The organism is Vibrio sp. 1562 (assembly GCF_033340155.1).
In the GTDB taxonomy this organism is placed as follows: domain Bacteria; phylum Pseudomonadota; class Gammaproteobacteria; order Enterobacterales; family Vibrionaceae; genus Vibrio; species Vibrio alginolyticus.
On record NZ_JAWOVY010000038.1, the window covers coordinates 1 to 20,171 of the forward strand.

At 42.2% G+C, this 20,171-nt stretch carries 21 protein-coding genes and 1 pseudogene; 16 read left to right on the forward strand and 6 right to left on the reverse strand.

Translation table 11 applies throughout. The features are described from left to right. Positions 1–207 precede the first annotated feature (207 nt). From R7Z49_RS22070 to R7Z49_RS22140, 15 genes are all read left to right on the forward strand, one after another. Entirely contained in the window at positions 208–729 is a 522-nt protein-coding gene (locus R7Z49_RS22070) for a GNAT family N-acetyltransferase (protein ID WP_031781316.1), read from the forward strand. Positions 730–833: 104 nt separating this feature from the next. Then, complete coding sequence (locus R7Z49_RS22075) at positions 834–1,235, forward strand: DUF2007 domain-containing protein (protein ID WP_005377076.1); 402 nt, start codon at positions 834–836, stop codon at positions 1,233–1,235. 143 nt (positions 1,236–1,378) lie between these two features. Beyond that, positions 1,379–1,987 carry a pyridoxamine 5'-phosphate oxidase family protein gene (locus R7Z49_RS22080; RefSeq protein ID WP_005389306.1) on the forward strand — a complete coding sequence of 203 codons (609 nt, stop codon included), beginning with the start codon at positions 1,379–1,381 and terminating at the stop codon, positions 1,985–1,987. Between the two features lie 141 nt (positions 1,988–2,128). Further along, positions 2,129–2,542, forward strand: a complete 414-nt coding sequence (locus R7Z49_RS22085) for an RDD family protein (protein ID WP_031781318.1) — start codon at positions 2,129–2,131, stop codon at positions 2,540–2,542. A gap of 143 nt (positions 2,543–2,685) precedes the next feature. Further along, positions 2,686–3,249 (forward strand): sugar O-acetyltransferase, encoded by a 564-nt coding sequence (locus R7Z49_RS22090; RefSeq protein WP_005389307.1) that lies wholly within the window; start codon positions 2,686–2,688, stop codon positions 3,247–3,249. 253 nt (positions 3,250–3,502) lie between these two features. Further along, positions 3,503–4,048, forward strand: a complete 546-nt coding sequence (locus tag R7Z49_RS22095) for a GNAT family N-acetyltransferase (protein ID WP_017821460.1) — start codon at positions 3,503–3,505, stop codon at positions 4,046–4,048. Positions 4,049–4,190: 142 nt separating this feature from the next. Continuing rightward, positions 4,191–4,832, forward strand: a complete 642-nt coding sequence (locus tag R7Z49_RS22100; RefSeq protein WP_017821461.1) for an alanine--tRNA ligase-related protein — start codon at positions 4,191–4,193, stop codon at positions 4,830–4,832. 128 nt (positions 4,833–4,960) lie between these two features. Then, positions 4,961–5,248, forward strand: coding sequence for a putative quinol monooxygenase (locus tag R7Z49_RS22105; RefSeq protein ID WP_005377083.1), 288 nt, complete (start codon positions 4,961–4,963; stop codon positions 5,246–5,248). Between the two features lie 143 nt (positions 5,249–5,391). Continuing rightward, entirely contained in the window at positions 5,392–5,688 is a 297-nt protein-coding gene (locus tag R7Z49_RS22110; RefSeq protein ID WP_033907479.1) for an antibiotic biosynthesis monooxygenase family protein, read from the forward strand. 92 nt (positions 5,689–5,780) lie between these two features. Then, positions 5,781–6,386, forward strand: a complete 606-nt coding sequence (locus tag R7Z49_RS22115) for a hypothetical protein (protein WP_085569983.1) — start codon at positions 5,781–5,783, stop codon at positions 6,384–6,386. Between the two features lie 97 nt (positions 6,387–6,483). Further along, positions 6,484–6,837 carry a DUF1428 domain-containing protein gene (locus tag R7Z49_RS22120; protein ID WP_017821465.1) on the forward strand — a complete coding sequence of 118 codons (354 nt, stop codon included), beginning with the start codon at positions 6,484–6,486 and terminating at the stop codon, positions 6,835–6,837. Positions 6,838–6,966: 129 nt separating this feature from the next. Beyond that, a complete protein-coding gene (locus tag R7Z49_RS22125) occupies positions 6,967–7,593 on the forward strand; it encodes a LysE family translocator (RefSeq protein WP_318112036.1) in 627 nt (208 codons plus the stop codon). 327 nt (positions 7,594–7,920) lie between these two features. Further along, positions 7,921–8,547, forward strand: a complete 627-nt coding sequence (locus tag R7Z49_RS22130; RefSeq protein ID WP_318112037.1) for a LysE family translocator — start codon at positions 7,921–7,923, stop codon at positions 8,545–8,547. A gap of 169 nt (positions 8,548–8,716) precedes the next feature. Further along, positions 8,717–9,181 carry a DUF2846 domain-containing protein gene (locus R7Z49_RS22135; RefSeq protein ID WP_005377099.1) on the forward strand — a complete coding sequence of 155 codons (465 nt, stop codon included), beginning with the start codon at positions 8,717–8,719 and terminating at the stop codon, positions 9,179–9,181. Between the two features lie 336 nt (positions 9,182–9,517). Further along, a complete protein-coding gene (locus R7Z49_RS22140; protein ID WP_318112039.1) occupies positions 9,518–11,176 on the forward strand; it encodes an autotransporter assembly complex family protein in 1,659 nt (552 codons plus the stop codon). 57 nt (positions 11,177–11,233) lie between these two features. On the opposite strand, the gene R7Z49_RS22145 is transcribed toward R7Z49_RS22140, so the two are convergent. The 6 genes from R7Z49_RS22145 to R7Z49_RS22170 form a co-directional block, all read right to left on the reverse strand. Next, positions 11,234–12,685, reverse strand: coding sequence for a phospholipase D family protein (locus tag R7Z49_RS22145; protein ID WP_318112041.1), 1,452 nt, complete (start codon positions 12,683–12,685; stop codon positions 11,234–11,236). 101 nt (positions 12,686–12,786) lie between these two features. Next, positions 12,787–14,826: a carboxylesterase family protein gene (locus R7Z49_RS22150; protein ID WP_318112043.1), complete on the reverse strand. Its 2,040-nt coding sequence runs from the start codon at positions 14,824–14,826 to the stop codon at positions 12,787–12,789. 209 nt (positions 14,827–15,035) lie between these two features. After that, the gene (locus tag R7Z49_RS22155) at positions 15,036–16,688 is read right to left on the reverse strand and encodes a hypothetical protein (protein WP_318112044.1); all 1,653 of its coding nucleotides are present in this window, start codon (positions 16,686–16,688) and stop codon (positions 15,036–15,038) included. Positions 16,689–16,989: 301 nt separating this feature from the next. After that, positions 16,990–18,345 carry an FUSC family protein gene (locus R7Z49_RS22160; protein WP_285335377.1) on the reverse strand — a complete coding sequence of 452 codons (1,356 nt, stop codon included), beginning with the start codon at positions 18,343–18,345 and terminating at the stop codon, positions 16,990–16,992. Positions 18,346–18,358: 13 nt separating this feature from the next. After that, positions 18,359–19,219, reverse strand: coding sequence for an HlyD family secretion protein (locus tag R7Z49_RS22165; RefSeq protein WP_005435679.1), 861 nt, complete (start codon positions 19,217–19,219; stop codon positions 18,359–18,361). A 10-nt stretch (positions 19,220–19,229) separates the two neighbouring features. Next, complete coding sequence (locus R7Z49_RS22170) at positions 19,230–19,442, reverse strand: DUF1656 domain-containing protein (protein ID WP_031781105.1); 213 nt, start codon at positions 19,440–19,442, stop codon at positions 19,230–19,232. A 426-nt stretch (positions 19,443–19,868) separates the two neighbouring features. Between R7Z49_RS22170 and R7Z49_RS22175 the strand changes: the two are divergent. Next, positions 19,869–20,096 (forward strand): annotated as a pseudogene (locus R7Z49_RS22175) (aspartate-alanine antiporter); the annotation flags it as partial. Positions 20,097–20,171 lie beyond the last annotated feature (75 nt).

Consider the following 20,171-nt stretch of genomic DNA (forward strand, 5'->3'; position numbering starts at 1 on the left):
ACCAGATAGAAGAACTTTAGTTGCAGCTAAAGTCTGGGTCTCACCTTACCCGATTGGAGTACTTATTATCCATACAAACTGTTCAATAGCGATTCGCAACGCGTGGCATTTTTACTATGCGTTGGTTTTCGTGTTTAAGGCGGTATGCGGCGGCTTTTGTATTGCGTTGCTCAACTCCAAAAGGTCATTAATACTCAAAGGTCAAATATGGATATTTACCCAGAAATCGAGTTATCTAAAGCGCAGCATAATGCAATTGAAGCTCTTAGAAACAAGTCGTTTCCTGAACACCAAGTTACTCGCTCTTACTATAAGCAACTCCCGCATATGAGAGTTCTGAATTACGAAGGTGATCAGTTAGTTGGTTACATGGGATTAGACTACAGAGCTGTTCGCGTTGGTGATGAAATTTATAAAGTATTAGGTGTGAGTGACTTTTGTGTCGAGAGCACAGTTCAAAGACAAGGTATTGGCACAAAAATGTTGTCTCAACTCAGCGAGTATGCGTCCACTAAAGATGTCGACTTCATCATTTTAGTCTCCGATTTGGAGCGTTTTTATGTGGCTAATGGTTATATGCGTCTTAACTCTCTAAGTTCTTGGTTGCGAGTTCACGAACATAAAAATTACGGTGTCGCTGTAGAGCAACTAGATGATTTATATGTTAAACCTATCAGCGGTAAAACTTGGGCTGTTGGTCATATAGATTGGTTAGGGTATATGTATTAGTCTGTAGTGGGCTAATAAATTGTTCAAAAAGAAATACTACACATGGCATTTCCAATTAGCGTTTCTTATACCTTACGGGAGCGCTTTCCCACAAGGAGCAATATGTGATTGTAGTAGCAAGGTTTTCTTTTCCTCATGAAGCTCATATTGCGAGAGCAAGCCTAGATAGTGTCGGAATAGAAAGTTACATCGCTGACGAGCACACGGTAAATACTCAGTGGCTTTATTCAAATGCAATAGGCGGCGTCCGTCTGATGGTGGCCGAAAGTGATGCAGAAGATGCGAAACAAATACTTAGTAGCGATTTCTCAGAATCATTGGGAAATGAAGTTGACGTTGATGAAGAAAAAGACGTTTGCCCTAAATGTGGTAGTAAAGATCTATTTGCATTTACAAAAGGTAAACGCCCAGCTTTCTTAGTTTTTATTTTACTGGGTTTTCCACTGTTTTTTTACAAGCATGGTTATAAGTGTAAGCAGTGTGGGGAGTTTAGTGAAAAACTTTAAATCTTCAGATAACAAGGCATTAAAGAGACAACTTGTACTCGTAGTATTTTTACGATGAGTTAGGTCTAGTGCCTATACAAGAAGTCAGAGTTACTGCTTGCTTACAAGCAAAGCATTATACGATAGTGAAGGAATAACATTGAATGAGTGAAATTAAAACAATAGAGCAGTTAAAAGAAATTTACGCAGAGCCAAGTGCGAGAGCTAAAAATAAAGCTCTGCCTGTGCTGGATGTTCATGCGATTACATTAATTAATAATTGCCATTTTGCAGTTCTAAGTACCGCTGATTCACAAGGGTATATCGATCTCTCTCCTAAAGGAGGAGAGCCTGGCTTCGTAAAAGTTTTAGATGAATCAACATTGTTGCTCCCTGATAGCTCGGGGAACAATCGTATCGATAGTCTAAAAAATATCATTAGTAACCCCAAGGTAGGGTTGTTATTGATGGTAAATGGTATTGATGAAGTGCTCCGTATTAAAGGAATCGCAAGTATTCACACCGACGCCAACTTGATATCTGCTTGCCCCGATGGAAGTAAAGATCCTAAGGTTGTTATCAAAATAGTCATAGAGAGTATGTATTTTCATTGTGCGAAAGCGGTGATGAGAGGGAAACTTTGGTCTGATGACTATAAAGTAAATCGCTCAATTCTCCCTTCATTAGCTCAAATCTTTAAAGATCAACAAAAGTTAGAAAGTAAAGCGCTTAATCAAGAAGAGATGTTGAAATATTACCAATCTAGCCTTTAGAACGAGCGTGGTAATATATTGAAAAAATAGCAAAATCAGGTTCGACCGTGCTTTACGGAAGTATGGATTAGGTTTAGTGGGGATGTTACTGTCTCAATAGCGTTAGTTCACAAATAAACAATTGTTAGTCCAAATTTTAAAATGAAAAATGCAGGAAAATTTACTCTAGAAAATTACGTTTTGGCTAGTCCGGGAGTTAGGTGTGTTGGACAAATGATTGATCTTTTTGTCAGTTTTAGCATTTTTACTCTCGTTTTATGGGTCGGCTTAGAAATCGGTATTGAAAAAGAGCTTGTGCGCGCTACAGCAGTAACTGCGACTGTATCGTATTACCTTTTTTCTGATTGTTTACCAAATGGTCAAAGTGTGGGTAAAAAACTTTTGGGCATTGCAGTTATAAGTGCAAGAACGGGTAAAAAGTGCAATATTTTTCAGTCGCTCTTTCGAAATGTTATTACTCCATTCTTCGGTTTTATTGACTCAATTTTCATTCTTGGTAAAAAGAGGCAACGGCTCGGTGATAAGTTAGTGAGAACGGTGGTGGTAGTTCACTAACTTGTTGAAAAAATTGATAGCGCTGAGGACTTGGGTTCAAGTTGGGCTTTGTTTTCGTGGTGAAATAACCTCGTTTAGGTGGTAGCGTTACTCACATACTTAATGTAGCGTTGTAAGAAAATTGGTATTGGAGTCCAAGTTTTATGTCAGAAAAAGAGAAAATGTTAGCAGGTGAGCTTTATGACCCAAGTGATGAAGAGTTATTAAAGTTAAGGTTGAGCGCTAGGTTACTAACTGAAAAATTGAATGCTACCTCTGTTGAGCATAAACAAAAGCGAGTTCAAATAACTAAGCGCTTGTTCGGCACAACAGGGGACGATATTCATGTTGAATCTTCTTTCAATTGCGACTACGGATCCAACATTCACGTTGGAGATAATTTCTACGCTAATTTTGGTTGTGTGATTTTGGATGTTGCGGAAGTTAAGTTTGGTGATAACTGTTTACTTGGGCCGCAAGTTGGCATTTATACTGCGACTCATCCCTTAGATCCTATCGAGAGGAACAGTGGTTTAGAGCTAGCAAAGCCCATAAACATTGGTGACAATTGTTGGATAGGTGGCCATGCCGTAATCAACCCTGGCGTAACACTTGGGAACAACGTGGTGGTAGCCTCTGGCGCAGTCGTTACAAAGAGTTTTGGAGACAATGTCGTTGTTGGTGGTAACCCAGCCAGAGTACTGAAGGAAATCGTCACTAAGCGATAATAAAGTATATGGACTATTTTGAGCCTGAGTTTAGGATTTATGATCAACTCACTCCAAGCTTTGATGCGTTCAGCGGTTACTTGTTGACGCACTTGAATGTCTAAAATTTGCTTCAATATAGAGTCGTTACACGTGGCGCTTTTACCGTGCGTTGAGCTTGTTTAAAAGTCTCACACGAAATCATTTGTATTACGTGTCTCACACTTTTATTGGATTTTCGTCACCAATAACAAACCAAAAGGCTGACTCCTAAATGTTAGTAACAAAGATTGAAACGGAACGATTAATTCTAAGAGAGCTAGTTGAACATGATGCAAGCGAATTGTTTGATATCTTCTCAGACCATGAGGTCATGAAATATTGGAACACTGGCCCTTGGGTTTCAATTGAAGAAGCGCGGACATTTATAGCCAAGAGTACACAGGCCATGAATAGCAATACAGAAGTGACACTAGGCATCTTCCTAAAGAGCAATGGCCAACTTCTGGGTAAGATAATGCTGTTTAATCACGTGAAAGAGTCTAGGCGCGCAGAAATTGGCTTTGGCGTTAGTCGTCATTTCTGGGGTAAAGGCATTGTATTAGAGGCGGGAACTGCATTAATCGAACACGCATTCAAAACACTGAATCTACGTCGAATCGAGGCTGAGATAGATCCAGACAATGCTTCTTCAGGTAAAGTCTTGGAACGGTTAGGTTTTATAAAGGAAGGTTTCCTAAGGCAGCGTTGGGAAGTGAATGGAGTAGTCTCAGATTCAGCAATTTACGGGTTGTTAGCTAAACCCCTAGACAGCGTTTAGTACCCGGCCTTAAAAGCATCTAATAGATCTAGCCTGCTCGTACTCAATACACAGCCTTACACTTGACGGCGAGGTTTCTTGAATTGACTTGGTGGTCACTGAATGTACTATCAAGGATAGGACTTACTGCAAGGATAGCAGCATGAGCGAGAAATTATTTTGGGTTAATCCCTACCAAACAGAACTTAACTCAAGAGTGACCAATGTAGACGGAAATAAGGTTGAATTGGACCAGACTATCTTCTTTGCAGAGTCTGGAGGCCAAGAGAGTGATGAAGGAACGATTAATGGTATTCCGGTTTTGATTGCTCAAAAGTTAGGTGTTCGACTTATTTACACATTGGAATCCTCTCCAAATTTTACTCTTGGTGACATTGTAACTACGAATATTGATTGGAAGCGTAGATACGCCTTAATGAAGCTACACTTTGCGGCTGAAGTGGTGCTTGAGATGTTTTATCAGCGCCGGGAAGGCATTGTTAAGATAGGCGCGCATATTTCTGAAAATAAGAGTCGCATAGATTTCGAGTGGTCAGAAAATATTGGCCCGCTATTGAAAGAAATTGAAACTGATGTGCAAGATTTGATTAACTCTGATTCAGTTATTATTAGTGACTTTTCCGATCAAGAGAGTGAAAGAAGGTATTGGAGAGTGGACGGGTTTGCGCAAGTACCTTGCGGTGGCACTCATTTAAAGCGCACATCAGAAGTCGGCCAAATTCAATTAAAACGCAAGAACATCGGTAAAGGCAAAGAAAGGGTAGAGATAACCTTATGCTCGTAAGTCGATAGGGCATTAGAAATAGATTCCTAACACGTGGCATTTTAATTCATGGTGAGATTCACATTTGCGATATGATGGTTGAGATTGAGGGCGTGTTGGCTACTTCTTAACAGGGGCGAGAGGATGATATGTCGAAAGTAACATTGAAAGGCTTTATTTTAGTTCCAGAAAAGGATCTAGAATTAGTAAAACATGCGTTAATAACTCACAAAAGGCTCACGTTAGAAGAGCCGGGCTGCCTTACTTTTCTTGTGACTCAAAGCTCGACTAATCCTTTTCGTTTTGATGTCTATGAGGAGTTCGTCGACAAAGCCTCTTTTAAACAACATCAGGAAAGAGTTCAAGCCTCACATTGGGGAAAAGTAACTGCCAATGTTAAACGTCAATACGAAATCTTTGAATGTGTGCATGACTAATCGAATCGGAGTGATTTAGAGCGTTTACGCTTTGTTTTTTAGGTTGTTCTACGCTCTACTATGTTGCTTTATTCATCTATTAACCTGGCTTAGTGTTCCTGATACTTTGCCGTATTAAATCTAGAAATTTTAATGGAAGTGTTATGTTTAGAGTTGTGTATGAATGGCGTGTGCCAAGTGAAAAAATGGATGAGTTTCAAAATATATGGCGTTCGACGACAGATTCAATTCATCAGTCAGTAGAAGGGGCGCTTGGTAGTTTTATGCTTCGTTCTTACGATGTACCGGAAAAGGTTTTAACTATTGCCAAGTGGCGAACACGTGAAGACTGGGAGCGGTTTTGGGGAACTAGTAACCCAGAAAAAATGAAGAAGATGAGTGAAATTGCAGAGCGTATTTCAGTTGAACCATTCGATGAAATTGAAGATAGAACTAAGTAGGGCTAGAAGCAAACAACAGAAACGTTAAAGTGATGCCTAATGCACAGTTTGGCGGATAATATGAAAGACAACCTTAACGAAGGAACGGGGTTATGCAGATTTTAATTGTTGGAGGTAGTAAGGGGCTAGGAAGGTTTTTGGCTACGAACTTACAGGGTACAGAAATTTATACGATTTCTAGATCAAAGCTAGTTGAGGATGGAGTAGTTTCTGTTTGTATTGACGTTGATCCCGATAAAAAACCAGATTACACGTGCTTCAAAGGTGTAGAGTTTGACATCATCGTTTATTTGGCGTCCATGTGGGGAGAGTCTTCAGAATTGACAACAAACGAACTGATTGAGTTTATGAATGTTGGCCCGATTGGGTTTCTTAATCTAGTCAATGAACTTAACGCTTTAGGTTCACTTAACGATAAATGCAATATTGTATCTATTGGCTCTACAGCAGAGCTTTCAGAAAGTAGTGAATACCCTGTATTCGCCCTCAGTAAAAGATTACTCAAAGATATTTCTAGCCAGCTGCAAAACGTTTATCGTGATTACCGCTTTACTCACTTTACAATAGGTGGGATCGGGCATGCTGAAGAGGAACGTATTGAGTATTCGAGTGTTTTGGAGATTATAAATATGCTAACCAAGCTTGATCCAAACACATACCTTTCAAATATGCATATAAAGTCCAAGCTAGGAATGTAGCTCTCAAGCTGTATTACGTACCTGCTTCTATGGTTTGGCATCATGTGCATTCTTTTTATTGAGCTATGGTTATAACTCCAATGAAAGGAGTTTACTTATGTCATACATTGATGGATTTGTCGCTGCAGTACCGACAGCGAATAAAGAAAAGTATATCGCACACGCAAAAATAGCAGCAGAAATGTTCAGGGAGTTTGGGGCCTTAAAGGTTGTTGAGACGTGGGGGAGTGAAGTACCAGATGGTGAGATCACATCATTTCCCATGGCAGTTAACGCTGAAAGCAACGAAACCGTTGTGTTTTCGTGGGTAGTCTGGCCTTCAAAAGAAGTTCGGGACTCAGGGTGGCAGCGGATCATGGGTGATCCCCGAATGAGTCCAGATAATAACCCAATGCCCTTTGATGGAAAGCGTCTCATTTATGGCGGATTTGATGTTATTTTGGAGCAGTAAAATACCAAAGAATCTCAACTCGATTCGTGACACTTGGTGTTTTAATGAGTATTACGCTTCTGATGTACGTTCAATTGAGTATTCCGCGATAAGTGTTGATAAAACTCTATTTGGAGGCTTAGAGTAAAAATGGAAGAGATAAATTATTCACTGATTGTCGTATCAGCTATCGCTGCCATCGTTAGCCCCGGACCTGCAACTCTTGCGATAGCAGGCACGTCAATGAACCACGGTCGACGCTTTGGTGGGTATTTGGCTGCAGGTGTTTTAACGGGGTCTTTATTTTGGTCAACCTCAGCCGCTTTTGGTCTCGCAACCATACTCTATAGCAATGTTTGGCTTTTTGAAATTCTTAGATATTGTGGGGCATTTTATCTTTTATATTTGGCTTTAAAGTCTGTACATTCTGCCTGTAACATCGAGCAGCTAAAGTTACCCAAAACATACGTAACGACAAAGAAGGGTAACTACTTAACCGGAGTGTTAATTCACTTAACTAACCCAAAGGCTATTCTGTTTTTCGGTGCGCTTTATTCGATAGGGGTTCCTCCTACGGCCAGTCCGTTGGAATTGTTGTCGGTCATTTTTGTTGTGGGGCTGGTTAGTGCTTTGGTTTTCTTTGGCTATGCTTTTCTTTTCGCGCATAAAAAGGTCAGACAAACCTATCTCAGATCCAAAGCAGTTTTTGAAGGCGTGTTCGCGTTATTTTTTGGTGTAGCAAGTATTAAGTTGCTGCTTAGTGAGGCAGGAAAATGAAGCACAAAAGGCTTGAAGAAATAAGAATAGATAATCTATCTGATTTGACGGTCTATTAAGTATACTAAGTAGCCGATTTGTTAACTTCCATAAGAGCTGCTGGCTAGAAAAAGCTTACAACCAAACGATGCTAAATATTATCATTCAAAGGGCTAACAAAGGCCCATAATTTAATTCGTATCACTGTTCATGATTGTGCTCTTCGCGCAGTGCTGTAGTATTAGTAACGTGTTGTTAATACTAAATATAACCAATTGAAACCTGGACGTTGCATTACTTGTAGTTCGATGAAATGTTATCCCGCAAGACGTTAATTTGGAGAAAAGAATGGATTCAAACTCACTATTATTATTTGTTGTCGCTTGTCTCGCTATCAACATGATTCCTGGACCTGATGTAATTTATATTGTTTCCAATACAATGAAAGGTAAATTATCTGCTGGGCTGAAAGCGGCTCTGGGGCTTGGTGTTGGTTACTTTTTTCATACACTAGCGGCATGTTTAGGTTTGTCAGCAATAATTCTGAGTTCATCTTTGGCTTTTAGCGTTGTTAAATGGTTAGGGGCCGCTTACCTAGTTTATTTAGGTGTTCAGTCATTACTGTCTATGTGGCGTGGAGAAAGTAAAATCGTTGAAAACAAAAATGTTGATAATAATAAAAATGTGTTTGTTCAGGGGGTTATCGTCAGCGTCTTGAATCCAAAAGTAGCGCTATTCTTTCTCTCGTTTCTGCCTCAATTTATTGATACGTCTGCAAGCTCAACATCAATGCAATTATTAGTACTTGGCTTGCTGTTCAGCGTACTTGCGACGACATGTAACGTTTTGTACGCATCTGTGGGTAATTGGGTATTTAGTCGTCCACACTCTCAGCGTTATTCAAGAACTCTTGAAGGTGTTTCAGGTATTCTACTTATCAGTCTAGCGAGTAAAGTGGTATTTAGTGATCGTTAGATACAGGGCATTTTATTCTCGTGATTATTATATGGCTAAGGTTTGCTCAACCTATACGCTAAATGAGTGTTATTGCATAGGTTGAATCACAAATTTCAAAAATACCAATAAGTGAACGTATTTATTTATAGTATGGTTGGCGCGATTTTATCGTAGCTAGGTTAATAACATGAAAAATAAAGTAATTCTGTGTTCCGCATTCCTTTTGGGTTTGTCAGGTTGTGCTTCTGTTCCTACTGTTGATTCGACAGTATCAAATCAAATGAAATCATTTGAAGCACCTCAAAAGGGGAACGCAGGGATTTACATTTATCGAGAAGACGCTTTTGTCGGAGCAGCACTTAAAAAGTATGTTTACGTCGATGGGGAATGTATTGGTGAAACCGCTCCTGGTGTGTTTTTCTACCATGAGGTCGAAGGCAATAAAGAACATCAAGTAAGTACAGAGTCTGAGTTTTCTGAAAATCACTTAACTATCTTAACGGAAGAGGGCCGTAATTATTTCGTTAATCAATACATTAAAATGGGTGTATTTGTTGGTGGTGCGGGCGTAGAACTCGTAGACGAAAGCAAAGGTAAAGCAGAAGTACTAAAAGTCGACATGGCAGAAAAAGGAAACTGTTCTTCGATCTAGTTTTACAAACAGACCGCTTTTTAGATTAAAAAACACATTATCAATGTAACCCAACGCTTGATGAGATCCATTCAGCGTTGGGTTTTGTATTTTTGGCAAACAGTATACCTATTTCAGACCGCATGATTTGCCACCTCCTAGCTTGAGCCCACTTATTGTTCAAAGAATCTACTTGTGAAACGTGAATTTTCGAGAGGATTTCGTAGGGAGCAATCCTACAAACGCGATTAACAGATATGCCATTCCATCATTAACCTTGTCGAGTGTATTGCTAAACTAGGTAGCGGTGTGTCTCCTCTCATTAAACAAATAATAGGTATATCAGTTTTAGCTTCTATGCCTTTACATCATGCACTCGGAGCGCAATTTAAAATCAAAGGGCTAACACCAATATTAGAGAAAAATCTTGAAAGTCACCTTACACCACTAACGAAACTCTCTGTTTCAAACATTACCTCAAATCGACTAACGCAGATGGTTAATAATGCGTTAAACCCTTATGGCTACTATCATTCCGAGCTCAATGTTCAGAGATCAGAGAATGATCTCATCACGCTTGAGGTTGACGCGGGGGAGGTGATGTTGGTCAAAACATCTAATCTTGCTGTGTCGGGAGAGGCCAGTAATGATCAAGATTTCATCGAACTAATTAATCAAGCTCAACTTAAACAAGGGCAGCCGTTGCTTCATTCTGAGTACGACACGCTAAAACGAAACTTGATTTCATTGGCTCAGCAAAAAGGTTATTTAGATGGACGTTTTATCGAATCGTCTTTGGAAGTCATTCCAAGTTTGAATCAAGCCCATGTGAATCTGCATTTCTCTAGTGGTTCTCGTTACCAATTTGGAGAGCTCTCTGTTCTTACGTCGGGTATCGAAACGGCTCGAATAGAAGCGATGAGAACATTTGAGTGGGGCGACGATTTTGACACTGTGAAATTGAGTCAATATCAGGCCGACCTCTCCAGTACTGATTGGTTTCGCATTGTGATTGTGAAAGCGGATTTCGAGGAGGTATCCGATGGTCATAAGGTGCCGATAGAAGTGCTCGCAGAGCCGAATTCACGCAATATTGTGCAAGTCGGCGGTGGGTATTCGACAGACTTGGGATTACGCGCTTCACTAAACTGGACCAAGCCTTGGTATAACGCACGTGGACACAGTTTTGAGGCACAAGCGTACGCTTCCAAACCGGAACAATCGCTATTACTTGGTTACAAAATTCCCACCCAAAATGTTCTAACGGATTACTACGGGATTCAGTTTGAATCTAAGCATGTCGACTATCGAGACACATCGAGTTTTTCTAATGATTTATCGTTTGAAAAACACTGGCAGTTAGACAGCGATTGGCAAAGCACCATGCACGTTCGTTATTTGCAAGAAAGTTATCGGCAAGCGTCGGAGAATAACGAATCACAGTTGTTATTACCGGGGGTGACATTTTCACTGCTTGATCGCAAGAACGATCAATTAGAAGTAAAGCACCGTCATGTTTACTCATTGGAATACTCAGACCCTAATTTTTTCTCCGATTCTCGTTTGCTGCGCATTGAAGGCAACAGTGTGCTGTCGTGGGATATTAGTGAAAAACACAAGTTTCACTTTCGTTCCAATGTCGGTATTAATGTCGCTGACACTTTGAGCGATATTCCATCATCATTACGTTTCTTTGCGGGAGGTGACGGCAATCTTCGTGGTTATGGTTATGAGTCTATCTCTCCGAGAGACGAAAATGGCGATTTAACCGGTGCTCGTTACATGTTTACTGCTGGGTTGGAATATCAATATCAGGTCTACCGCCAACTGTGGCTTGGGGCATTTTATGATGTTGGTGATGCCTTCAACAAAAGGGTGGATTGGAAAAGTGGAACAGGGTTGAGTTTGATATGGAACTCAAAATACGTGCCTGTCAAAGTGGACTTTGCTTATGGTTTAGATGCCCCACAAGGAGACCAATTCCGCGTTCACTTTTCGCTAGGCACGCAGTTTTAGCGGACATTAAAAAGGCTCTCATCCTTGCAGATAGAGAGCCTTTTAAGTCTTGATTGTTTAGAGTTCGAACTCACCATTCAGTTTCTTGAATATCCAGTTAGGCGCCTTATGCCATCCACCATAGTTTGGATTCTTAGTATGGATCTCATGCATTGATTGCCACTGAGTTTGGCCTTGTCCATCTCGAGATACTCGCCAAAACAGTTCATCTTGTTGTCGAGTTAAGTAGTGCATGACATGTTCTGCAAAGGCTTCGCTTTGGACCAACACACCAAATTCCACATTGAGGAAATCCGATCTTGGGTCGAAGTTTGATGAGCCGATATAAGTTAGCCGATCATCGAGTATCACCGTCTTGTTGTGATAATAAGTATCCGCATGGAAGTAATGGTCATCATTTTTCGCTTGGTTTTTGTACTCAAGTATATGAACGCCCTTATCCAACAGGGTTTGGCGATGCTCCTCGTAATAAGCCGGAATAAAGCCAGAATCATTAGAGGCAGACGAGTTCGTCATTAACGTGATGTCCGCTTTTTGCTCCATCAAGGTATCAATAAAGGCAAATTCACCATCACTCGGTACCACATAAGGCGTTGATATCACTGCTTTGGATGCAGTGGTTATTTGTTGCCAAACTTGGTGTTCTGCACGTTTTCTAAAGTAGGGTTTGTTGTTTTCTAACTTGTCTAATGAGTCGAAAACGGGGGTGACTTGCGTAGCAATGAAGTCGGGACTGATCAGTTGTTTTACCTGTTTTTCAACTTCAGCCAGAATGATGCTTTTGTCTTTCTCACCTTTATTAAGCGCTTTAGTAAACGCGGAATAGTTTGGGGTAACGTTAACGATGTTTTCTATTGGCGTAACATGCTCGCTGTCCCAAAGCTGTTGGTAGTTTTTGTCGAATGCTCGAATAATGCTGCCTTTGAACAAGACATCCATATCAAAGAAGTTGGCTTTGCGGCTGTAACCAAAATAGTCGTCGCCAATGTTACGTCCACCTAGAATCATCCATTGATGGTCGACGTTGAAGTACTTCTCGTGCAGACGATTGTCCAAACGTTGTTGATGAGTAGAGAAGTTGACGGCGCGACCAATCCAGCCTGACTTACGTGAATCAAACGGATTGAATAAACGGATTTGAATGTTGTCGTGAGCACTGAGATCAGCAAGCCATTTCTCGTTAAACACCAATAAATCATCGAGAGTGAGTCGAACTTGCACGCCTCGATCTGCTGCTTGTTTGAGTTCATTGAGTAGCATCAAACCAAGCGTGTCACTCTCCCAAGAAAAGTAAGTCATATCGATGCTTTGCTGAGCGTTTCTAACCAGTTCTACGCGACGAGCAAAGGCTTCTGGAGCGGTAGGAATTAAGTAAACTTCGGCTTGATGCTGAGTAGTTTGCCAATTGGCTTCAAAATCCGGTTCAACTTGAGGGTAGGGCTGGGCACAGCCAACCAACAGCGCGCCGAAGACAAAGAGTAGCAGAGCACGAATGGCGTTAGGAAACATGAGTAAACCTTCCTAATTATGTTCAAGGAATAAGGATGAAAAAAGCCAGCGAACTGGCTTTTAGGTATTCGGTAACGAGTTTTTAGTGACTGAAGATAACGTTACATGTGACTCAGAATCAGCCCAAGTTCCTCGAGACCATTGAGGCGACCTTGGCGCAGTTTTGGATCGATGCCTGAGTGATGAGCATTGTCCCAGTCTTGCGTGGATTGAATACCGCCATCGTTATCGATCAGCAGCACTCGATCAGTCGCGCTGTTGTACTGGAAGTCTTCAAATAAACGCTCGCTAAACCACATACGAGAGAGCACGTTCATCATCGCTTTGTCTTTGCTACCTGGGCGAACACTTGAACCATCAAGCTTTAATGCTTTATTAAACACAAATGGTAATTCAGATGCATTACAAGCGCCCACAATACAACTGATGCTTTTGAGTAAATCACCAACGTCGAGATCGCCATTTTCACATTTGGTGTTGTAAGTCCATACGTTGAATCCAGGTTTGTAGTCAAAGTAGTAGAAGCTTGGCGTCGCTCCTGTTGCTTCTTCAATTGAAGCTTTATGACGGTTTGGACCCGTGAAGAGCAAATCATGCAACGTGGTTTTGAATTGCTGCATGTTTTTGGCCGCGCCATTCAGTTCGCTTTCATCGTTAGGGAAGAAGTCAGCCAGAGCAAGTAACTCCGTGGTTGAATCGGAGTTCCCCAAACCGAAGAACAACTTGGTCATCGCTTCATAAGCGGTGCTAGGCAGCAGTTCCAATAAGTCAGAAAGATCTAGTTCAATCGAAGCTGAATCGTCGAGTAATGAACGATATTCAGCGCGTAAACGGTTCAAGTTCGTTTCCGATTCTAGCCACTCTACCATGTATTCGACGATTAAGTTTTCGTCACCACTTTCAATGATTTCTGGCGCTTCTTGGCTCAAGATTTCAATAATAGTTGGGATCAAAAATGTCAGGCTCGGCAGCATGCCTAGAGTATTGCTTTCTGCACTGTTTGAGCCAATTACCGTCGGTACGATCCATTCACTCTCAATCGCTTGTTCAGTAAAGTGATAGCCTGGAACTTCTTTCACTAGAAACGCTGGTGGGCGATGCTCGATGTAAGGCGCAAATGGCATCAACGTAGCTAATGGGCTGTTGTCTCGTGTTGGACTTATAACCGGAATATTCGCAGCGGTCAGTACCCAGCTCTTAAGACGTTGAATGGGATCAAGCATCTCGCTCTGTACCTTCATGATCTCTTCAAGTGGTAGTAACGCAAGATCTTCAACGCTTTGTTCTGGTCTTTGGCTCTTGGCAACATCGTAACTTTTATATTCAAAGCCGTACGCGTTGCTTTGCATGATGGCACGCTGAAAGTGCTCACCTGCGATTGCAGCATCGCCTTTTGATTGCTGTAAAATTCCCACAGACATGGCACCCGCACCTTGACCCATGAGTGTCACGTTTTGCGGATTGCCGCCGAATGCCTCTATGTTTTGTTGAACCCATTCAAGCGCGTGTTTTTGATCGCCTAGGCCAAAGTTACCGCCCTCTGGGTTGTCCAAACCATCGACCCAAACACTGCCCAACAAGCCCAAACGATAGTTAAAAGTAACTGCAATAAACGGGTTACCATCGTCAGCACCTTGTGCAACCACCATATCACCATGAATCAGCGGTTCTGAGCCCGCGCCGTATTCAAAGTCTCCACCGTGAATAAAGACATACACTGGCAAATCTGCGTACGCTTCTGTCCCTGCTGGTCGCCAAATGTTTAGGTTCAAACAATCTTCTGATTGCGTTTGTGCCGTGGTTTTTAACTGCGGGCACGCATCACCGAACTGAGTCGCATCAATATCGCCTTCAAGTGGGACCGCAATGCTGTGCTGAAAGCGGTCTGCTTGCGCAAATTGGATACCTTTGAACGCCTCTACCGCTGCTAGTTTTTCATCCGCAGCAAGAGGCGTGATGACGAGGGACTCTTTGGTCGCTTGAATGGTTGCATCGCCAATTTCCAAAGCGATTTGCTCTGGTGGTAAGGGTTGTAGTGGCTTCGGGCCGTTAGGAACGCTAGGTTTACCAGAGTCATCACTGCAAGCTGCTAAGGCAAGAGTGATGGTAATGGCTAAAGTTGAGCGATTGAGTAAAGTCATTGTTATGTCCAAAAGTCATTTGGTGCGTACACCGAAAATGTTAAACGGCATCTAACAAGCGACGTCCTGACGCTTTGGCATTAATCCGTGAATGGTTGGATGGCTTGTTGTATTGATGGCTCAAATGGTAGGACATCGGCGACAGTTTCAGTAATCGCCTTTGTAGGATGCAGTCCTACCATCGTCTAGGGGCGGGCTCTTTATGAGAGCTAGAAACGGTAACCAAGATTTAAGGTTACTGACTCTCGAGTTTCCCCTTTGTTATAGAGAAAGGTCAGGTTGTAGTTTTTGCCGATTTGCTTATTGAAGCCTGTCAGGAATGCCCACTCGTTAAGCTCGACACCGATGTCGTAATCGAACTCGATATCACCGGTTTTTACTCGGCCATCCATACGAGAGTCCAAGCCTTGATATTCAGCACCGACAAAGAACTGGGTACGGTAGTCGACCAACTGATAACCAAGCATCGGTTGAACGGTAACAATGCCGTCACCCCAATCATCCAAGCCTTTTAAACGTGTCTGAGAATACGTGCCAGTCACAGAAGCAAAGAACTCTTTGTAACCAACCGAGAGTGTTGTACCGACACCGCGCAAATCGTATTCAAGGTGAATGGGTACGTTCAGTCGCCCGCGATTACATAGGGCGGACAAACCATCACAAAACTTGTCGCCTAAGCCCGGTAGACGATCATTAAGCTTGTCTTTTAGATACTGGCCACCTTCGCCTGTGTATCCCGCATCCACGTTAGCATCGACATTGATTTTGCCGACGTAACCAAACACGTTCCAAAAAGGAAGGATGTTCACGTCACCACGAATACTAAAACTCTCTGCGTTCACAATCCCGACGGTGTCTTCTGGGTCGAATAGGTCGTTTAGACGCACGCCATCAATAGTGAAGTCATTGAATGGGATGTTCATATCTTGGTTACGGTAAGCCATTGACACACCAAACGGCAGCGGTAAATCGATGCCTTGTCGACGCACCATATCGCCCATTAACGGGAAGATACGATCAAGTTTTACACTGGCTTCTTGCATGCGTGGGTCAGATACTTCGTTCAAGCGTTTCTCATCCAATACTTGCACACCAAGGTCATCCTCATAGATTGCGACAGGTTTAAGGGTGCTGACCATTTTCAATGGCTTGTTTTTGCTTGAGCCAACAATTTCAGTGTGTTTGCTCGCAATCACAAGTTTGCCAGAATCCAGCTTTTGAAAGCGGATCTCTTGATGGTACGTATCCACCTTGTATTTGTGGTGTGTGAAAGGCTTGTCGTTAGTGATGACCATGCGTTTTGGCTCACCGTTAACGAGTTCGATATCGACGCTTAAGAAACGAAAATAGGCGATGTCTTGTGGAAGCCCGTATTTTGAGTAATTGAAGCTGACAATGACATTGCCGTTTTGATCTTCTTTTGCTCGTACCGATGAAGAATCAAAGCTCTCTGCGTAATTACGCAGACGATATTCTGTGCGCGTGAAGGCTTCGATTTCATCCAACACTTTTTCGTTCTTATCCAGCTCTTCAGGGTTGTATTTGATGCGTAGATCGATATTGCCCTTGCTGTCGGTGTTTTTTACAAGGAACACCGAAGAATCACGGACCTCGTTGCCGATTTGAACCGTTCGGTGAGCATGCTCTACCAAGTGCTCGCCTTGTACTAGAGAACTGATGGCCAGTTTCGGTAGATCATGGCTGATACCGTATTTGTCGAAAAGTTGGCGACCTTGTTCCATTACTTCGTTGTAAGTTGTCTCTTCTGCGGCGAAGCTAAAAGTGGGGGTAGTAAGCATTAGTGCGCTCGCTAGCACAGTAAGAGAAGATGTCTTGCTAGCGCGTATTTCAAAAAAACTCATGACGATTTCCACTCTGAATAGCCTCAAACCTTCGAGACTCAGACAGTTAATGTGTCACTGAACTTCTTGTTCAGTTAGATAGATGTGTTTGCTGTGATTGATGCTGTGAATGCAGCGTTTTTAATTGCATTTCGTAAATCAATGAGAGGATTTTATGGGGGGGAGAGAAATTCCGTTAATCGCTTTTGATGGATACTATCCTCGCTTTATGAATGAGGCAGGAATAGGGCAGCGAACAAAGCAAAAAGCCCCGCAGAGCAAAAGCAATGCAGGGCTTTAGTTTCAAGAACGGAGGTGACACTTAGGCCGTGACGCGAACACGGAACAGATCGGTAAACAACTTGGCAATCATCAAAATGATCATAATGTTTACCAGCATCAGCAATGGCGTTTCAATTCGATACGCTGGGGTTAAGTTGAGCGCACCCGATGTCAAAACAACCAATAAGTTAATACCTAGAATTCTATGTACCATCAGTTTTGGTGTGGAAAAGACCTTCCAAATCACGATGATGTTAATGAAGTAGAACAAGGCAAGTTGCCATAGCTCGGTCATCATTGGCATTAAGAAAATGTATTGCAGAAGGATTACCGTCCCCGTGCCCATTACTCCAAAAAAAGCATCCTTAATAATACTCGGAGGCATGGTAGGAACGAGTGATGAGAATACACCGGCCAGCATGGGGAAAATAAACCCTCCGGGCACAGGAAGGTAAATCCAGATCAGCAGCGACGTCACGAACATGGAGACACCTTGCAGTACCTTTCTGCTGTCTTCATTCAAATGCTGGATGAAGGTCCGATGCTCATGATGCCAGACAGTATTGTTATCTCCTTGAATGACAAAAGGGACGTCGCCAACAAACGATGTACTCGGCTTTTTAATATCAAAGCTTTGAAGTTGCTGTGCTAACGTCGGCCAATCGATCTCGTTACGTTGCGGCTTATCGGCTTGTTCTAGCAATCGGTCTTGGAGCTGTGCCATCTCATTTAAACGCGCGCGCCATAGCTGACGATGCTCTTTTAAACGGTAGCTACCAGTAAGCGGTAAACCGAGAAATTGGAACATTTTTTCTATGTTGGCAGTATTGGTTTCCACTGCTTCGATATCAATGTGGTGAGGGTTATTCATGGCACTAAGCATCACCTCACGGCTTGTCTCAAAACGCTGAATGAAGTTTTGTTCCGTGTTTACTGGCCACACTAAGCGATACACCACCGAGAAGGTGATCACGCCAAGAATCGTCTCCTGCATACGAAGGACGGCGAAGTGGAACGTTGCTTGATTGTCAAAGCCACCCATGCAGGCGACGATCGAACACACAGCAAAACCGATGGTAAACACATAACCATACTTTTCGTCGCTCGACATGAAAATGCACACACCCAAAAACAAGGTGAAGAAGGTGAGGAACAAAAAGCGGTCTTGAGAAAACATCGCAATAAGAAAAAAGGCATAACCGATGCCCAATAAGGTTCCCAGCAATCGGTTATTACCTTTGTTTATCGAGTGTGCGAAGCTTTCGTTCAATGCCATCACCGCGACCGCAATTGCCGCCCAGTAAGGTTTCTCCCATTGAAACCATAAGGCAAGGCAGATCGCGATAACGATAGAGAGCGCAGCTTTGATCGCTTCTTTGGTAGAGGCGTTGAACATAACAATCACCGAATTATTTAATGATTTTGATAGAAGCCGTCATACCCACACGAAGTTGCAGATCGTCTGGCAGTTCATCCAGTTTTACTTTGATGGGAATACGTTGAGCCAATCGAATCCACTGGAAGTTCGGATTGACGTTTGGCAGGAGGTCGTTGCCTGTGCTGCCATCTTGCTTTGCAATTCCGTAGCCGATGCTTTTTATTTCACCTTTTAGTTGCACATCGTTGTGCATCATCAAGGTTACATAAGCGGTGTCTTCAGGATTGACGCCTACCAGATCTGTCTCTTTGAAGTAACCCTCTATCCAGAAGCTGTCTTCATCAATTAAGGCTACGACCGGAGAGTTAGCGACCACTTGAGAACCGACACGTAAGTTCAAATTAGTGATGTAACCATTCGTTGGAGCATAAACTTTGGTGTAATCAAGGTTCAGTTTTGCTTCCTCTACATTGGCTTTCGCAAGTTCCACGTTGGCCACCGCCGTTTCTACCGCATTGTTTAGGTTGTTCAATGTCAGTACCGGTACGGCTCCAGGTGTGCGCTTTTCTAACTTAAGTGCGCGTTGCTCTTCGTTTTTTGCTTTTGCTAACAGAGCGACCGCTTGCTTTTGAGTCGCCAATGCTTTGTGGTATGCCGCTTTATAGATGCTAGGATCGATCTCAAACAGTAAATCGCCTTGTTTTACTTGAGAGTTGTCTTCGACATACACGTTAATGACTTGTCCTGTCACACGCGGCGTGATTGAGACAATGTATGCACTGACTTGACCGTCTCGTGTCCAAGGGCTGCTTGAGTACGACTGGTAATAGCTGAAAATCACACTGCCAGCGGCACAAAGCAGTAGCAATGTGATGAGATAACGTTTAATCACGGGGTTTGCCTCAAAAGATGGTAATGAATCGACCAATAACGCCAGTAAAAATCACAATTAGGCTCAGCTCTGCGAGTGCAGGAAATGCAACGTATTTGTGGATACCCAATTTTGTAGCAACGGTTCCGACCAAAATGGTGAGCATGTAAGCCAATGCAATAACCAGCAACAAGGGTGGGAAGTAAACTTCGCCCCACACAAGTTCATGTGGCATTGAGTTCATGGTGTTTTTCTCTATTAACTTGATGAATGGAAAGATAAGGCAAATGGTGGCATCCGTGATAATCGCTTTTGGAGGATCTAATCCATCAAACGAAAGATGTTATGCGCTATATAGAGGGAATGATGCAACCAAACAGTTTTTTGAAGCGCGGAAACAAAAATAAAATTATTTTGCGATTTATTTGATGTTCATTGCAGAACGCTAAGTTATTAAATTTTCGACAATTATTGTTCAATGTTTGCTTTTGAATATGCGAAGTGATGGTTTCATCCTTCAAATGGGATTACGAGTTGTGAGTTTTTGTTCCTAATATTCACTTCGAAGCAAACGAGATGCTTTTTAAATTAAATAATCCAACAAATATGAGTGAAAGATTATTAGTTAGATTATTTGAGTTTTATATTTATTAGTAAGAGTAAAATTGTCATGGAAATTATTTCTAACCTTTTTGACATGGCACCATTTGTTGCTCTCTTTATTACGCTCTCTCTCGGTTATATGGTTGGTAAAATTACCATTGGTCGATTTGTTCTTGGCGGTGTTGCCGGAACATTATTAATGGGTGTAATTATTGGGCAATTTGGTGTTCATATTGATCCCGGCGTAAAAAGCATTTTCTTTGCGCTCTTTATTTACGCAGTAGGGTATCAAGGGGCTTTGTTGCGTAATTCGGACAGAAAACCAAGTCGTCCGAAATTGAATAATTATTAAACAATATACTGAGTTTCA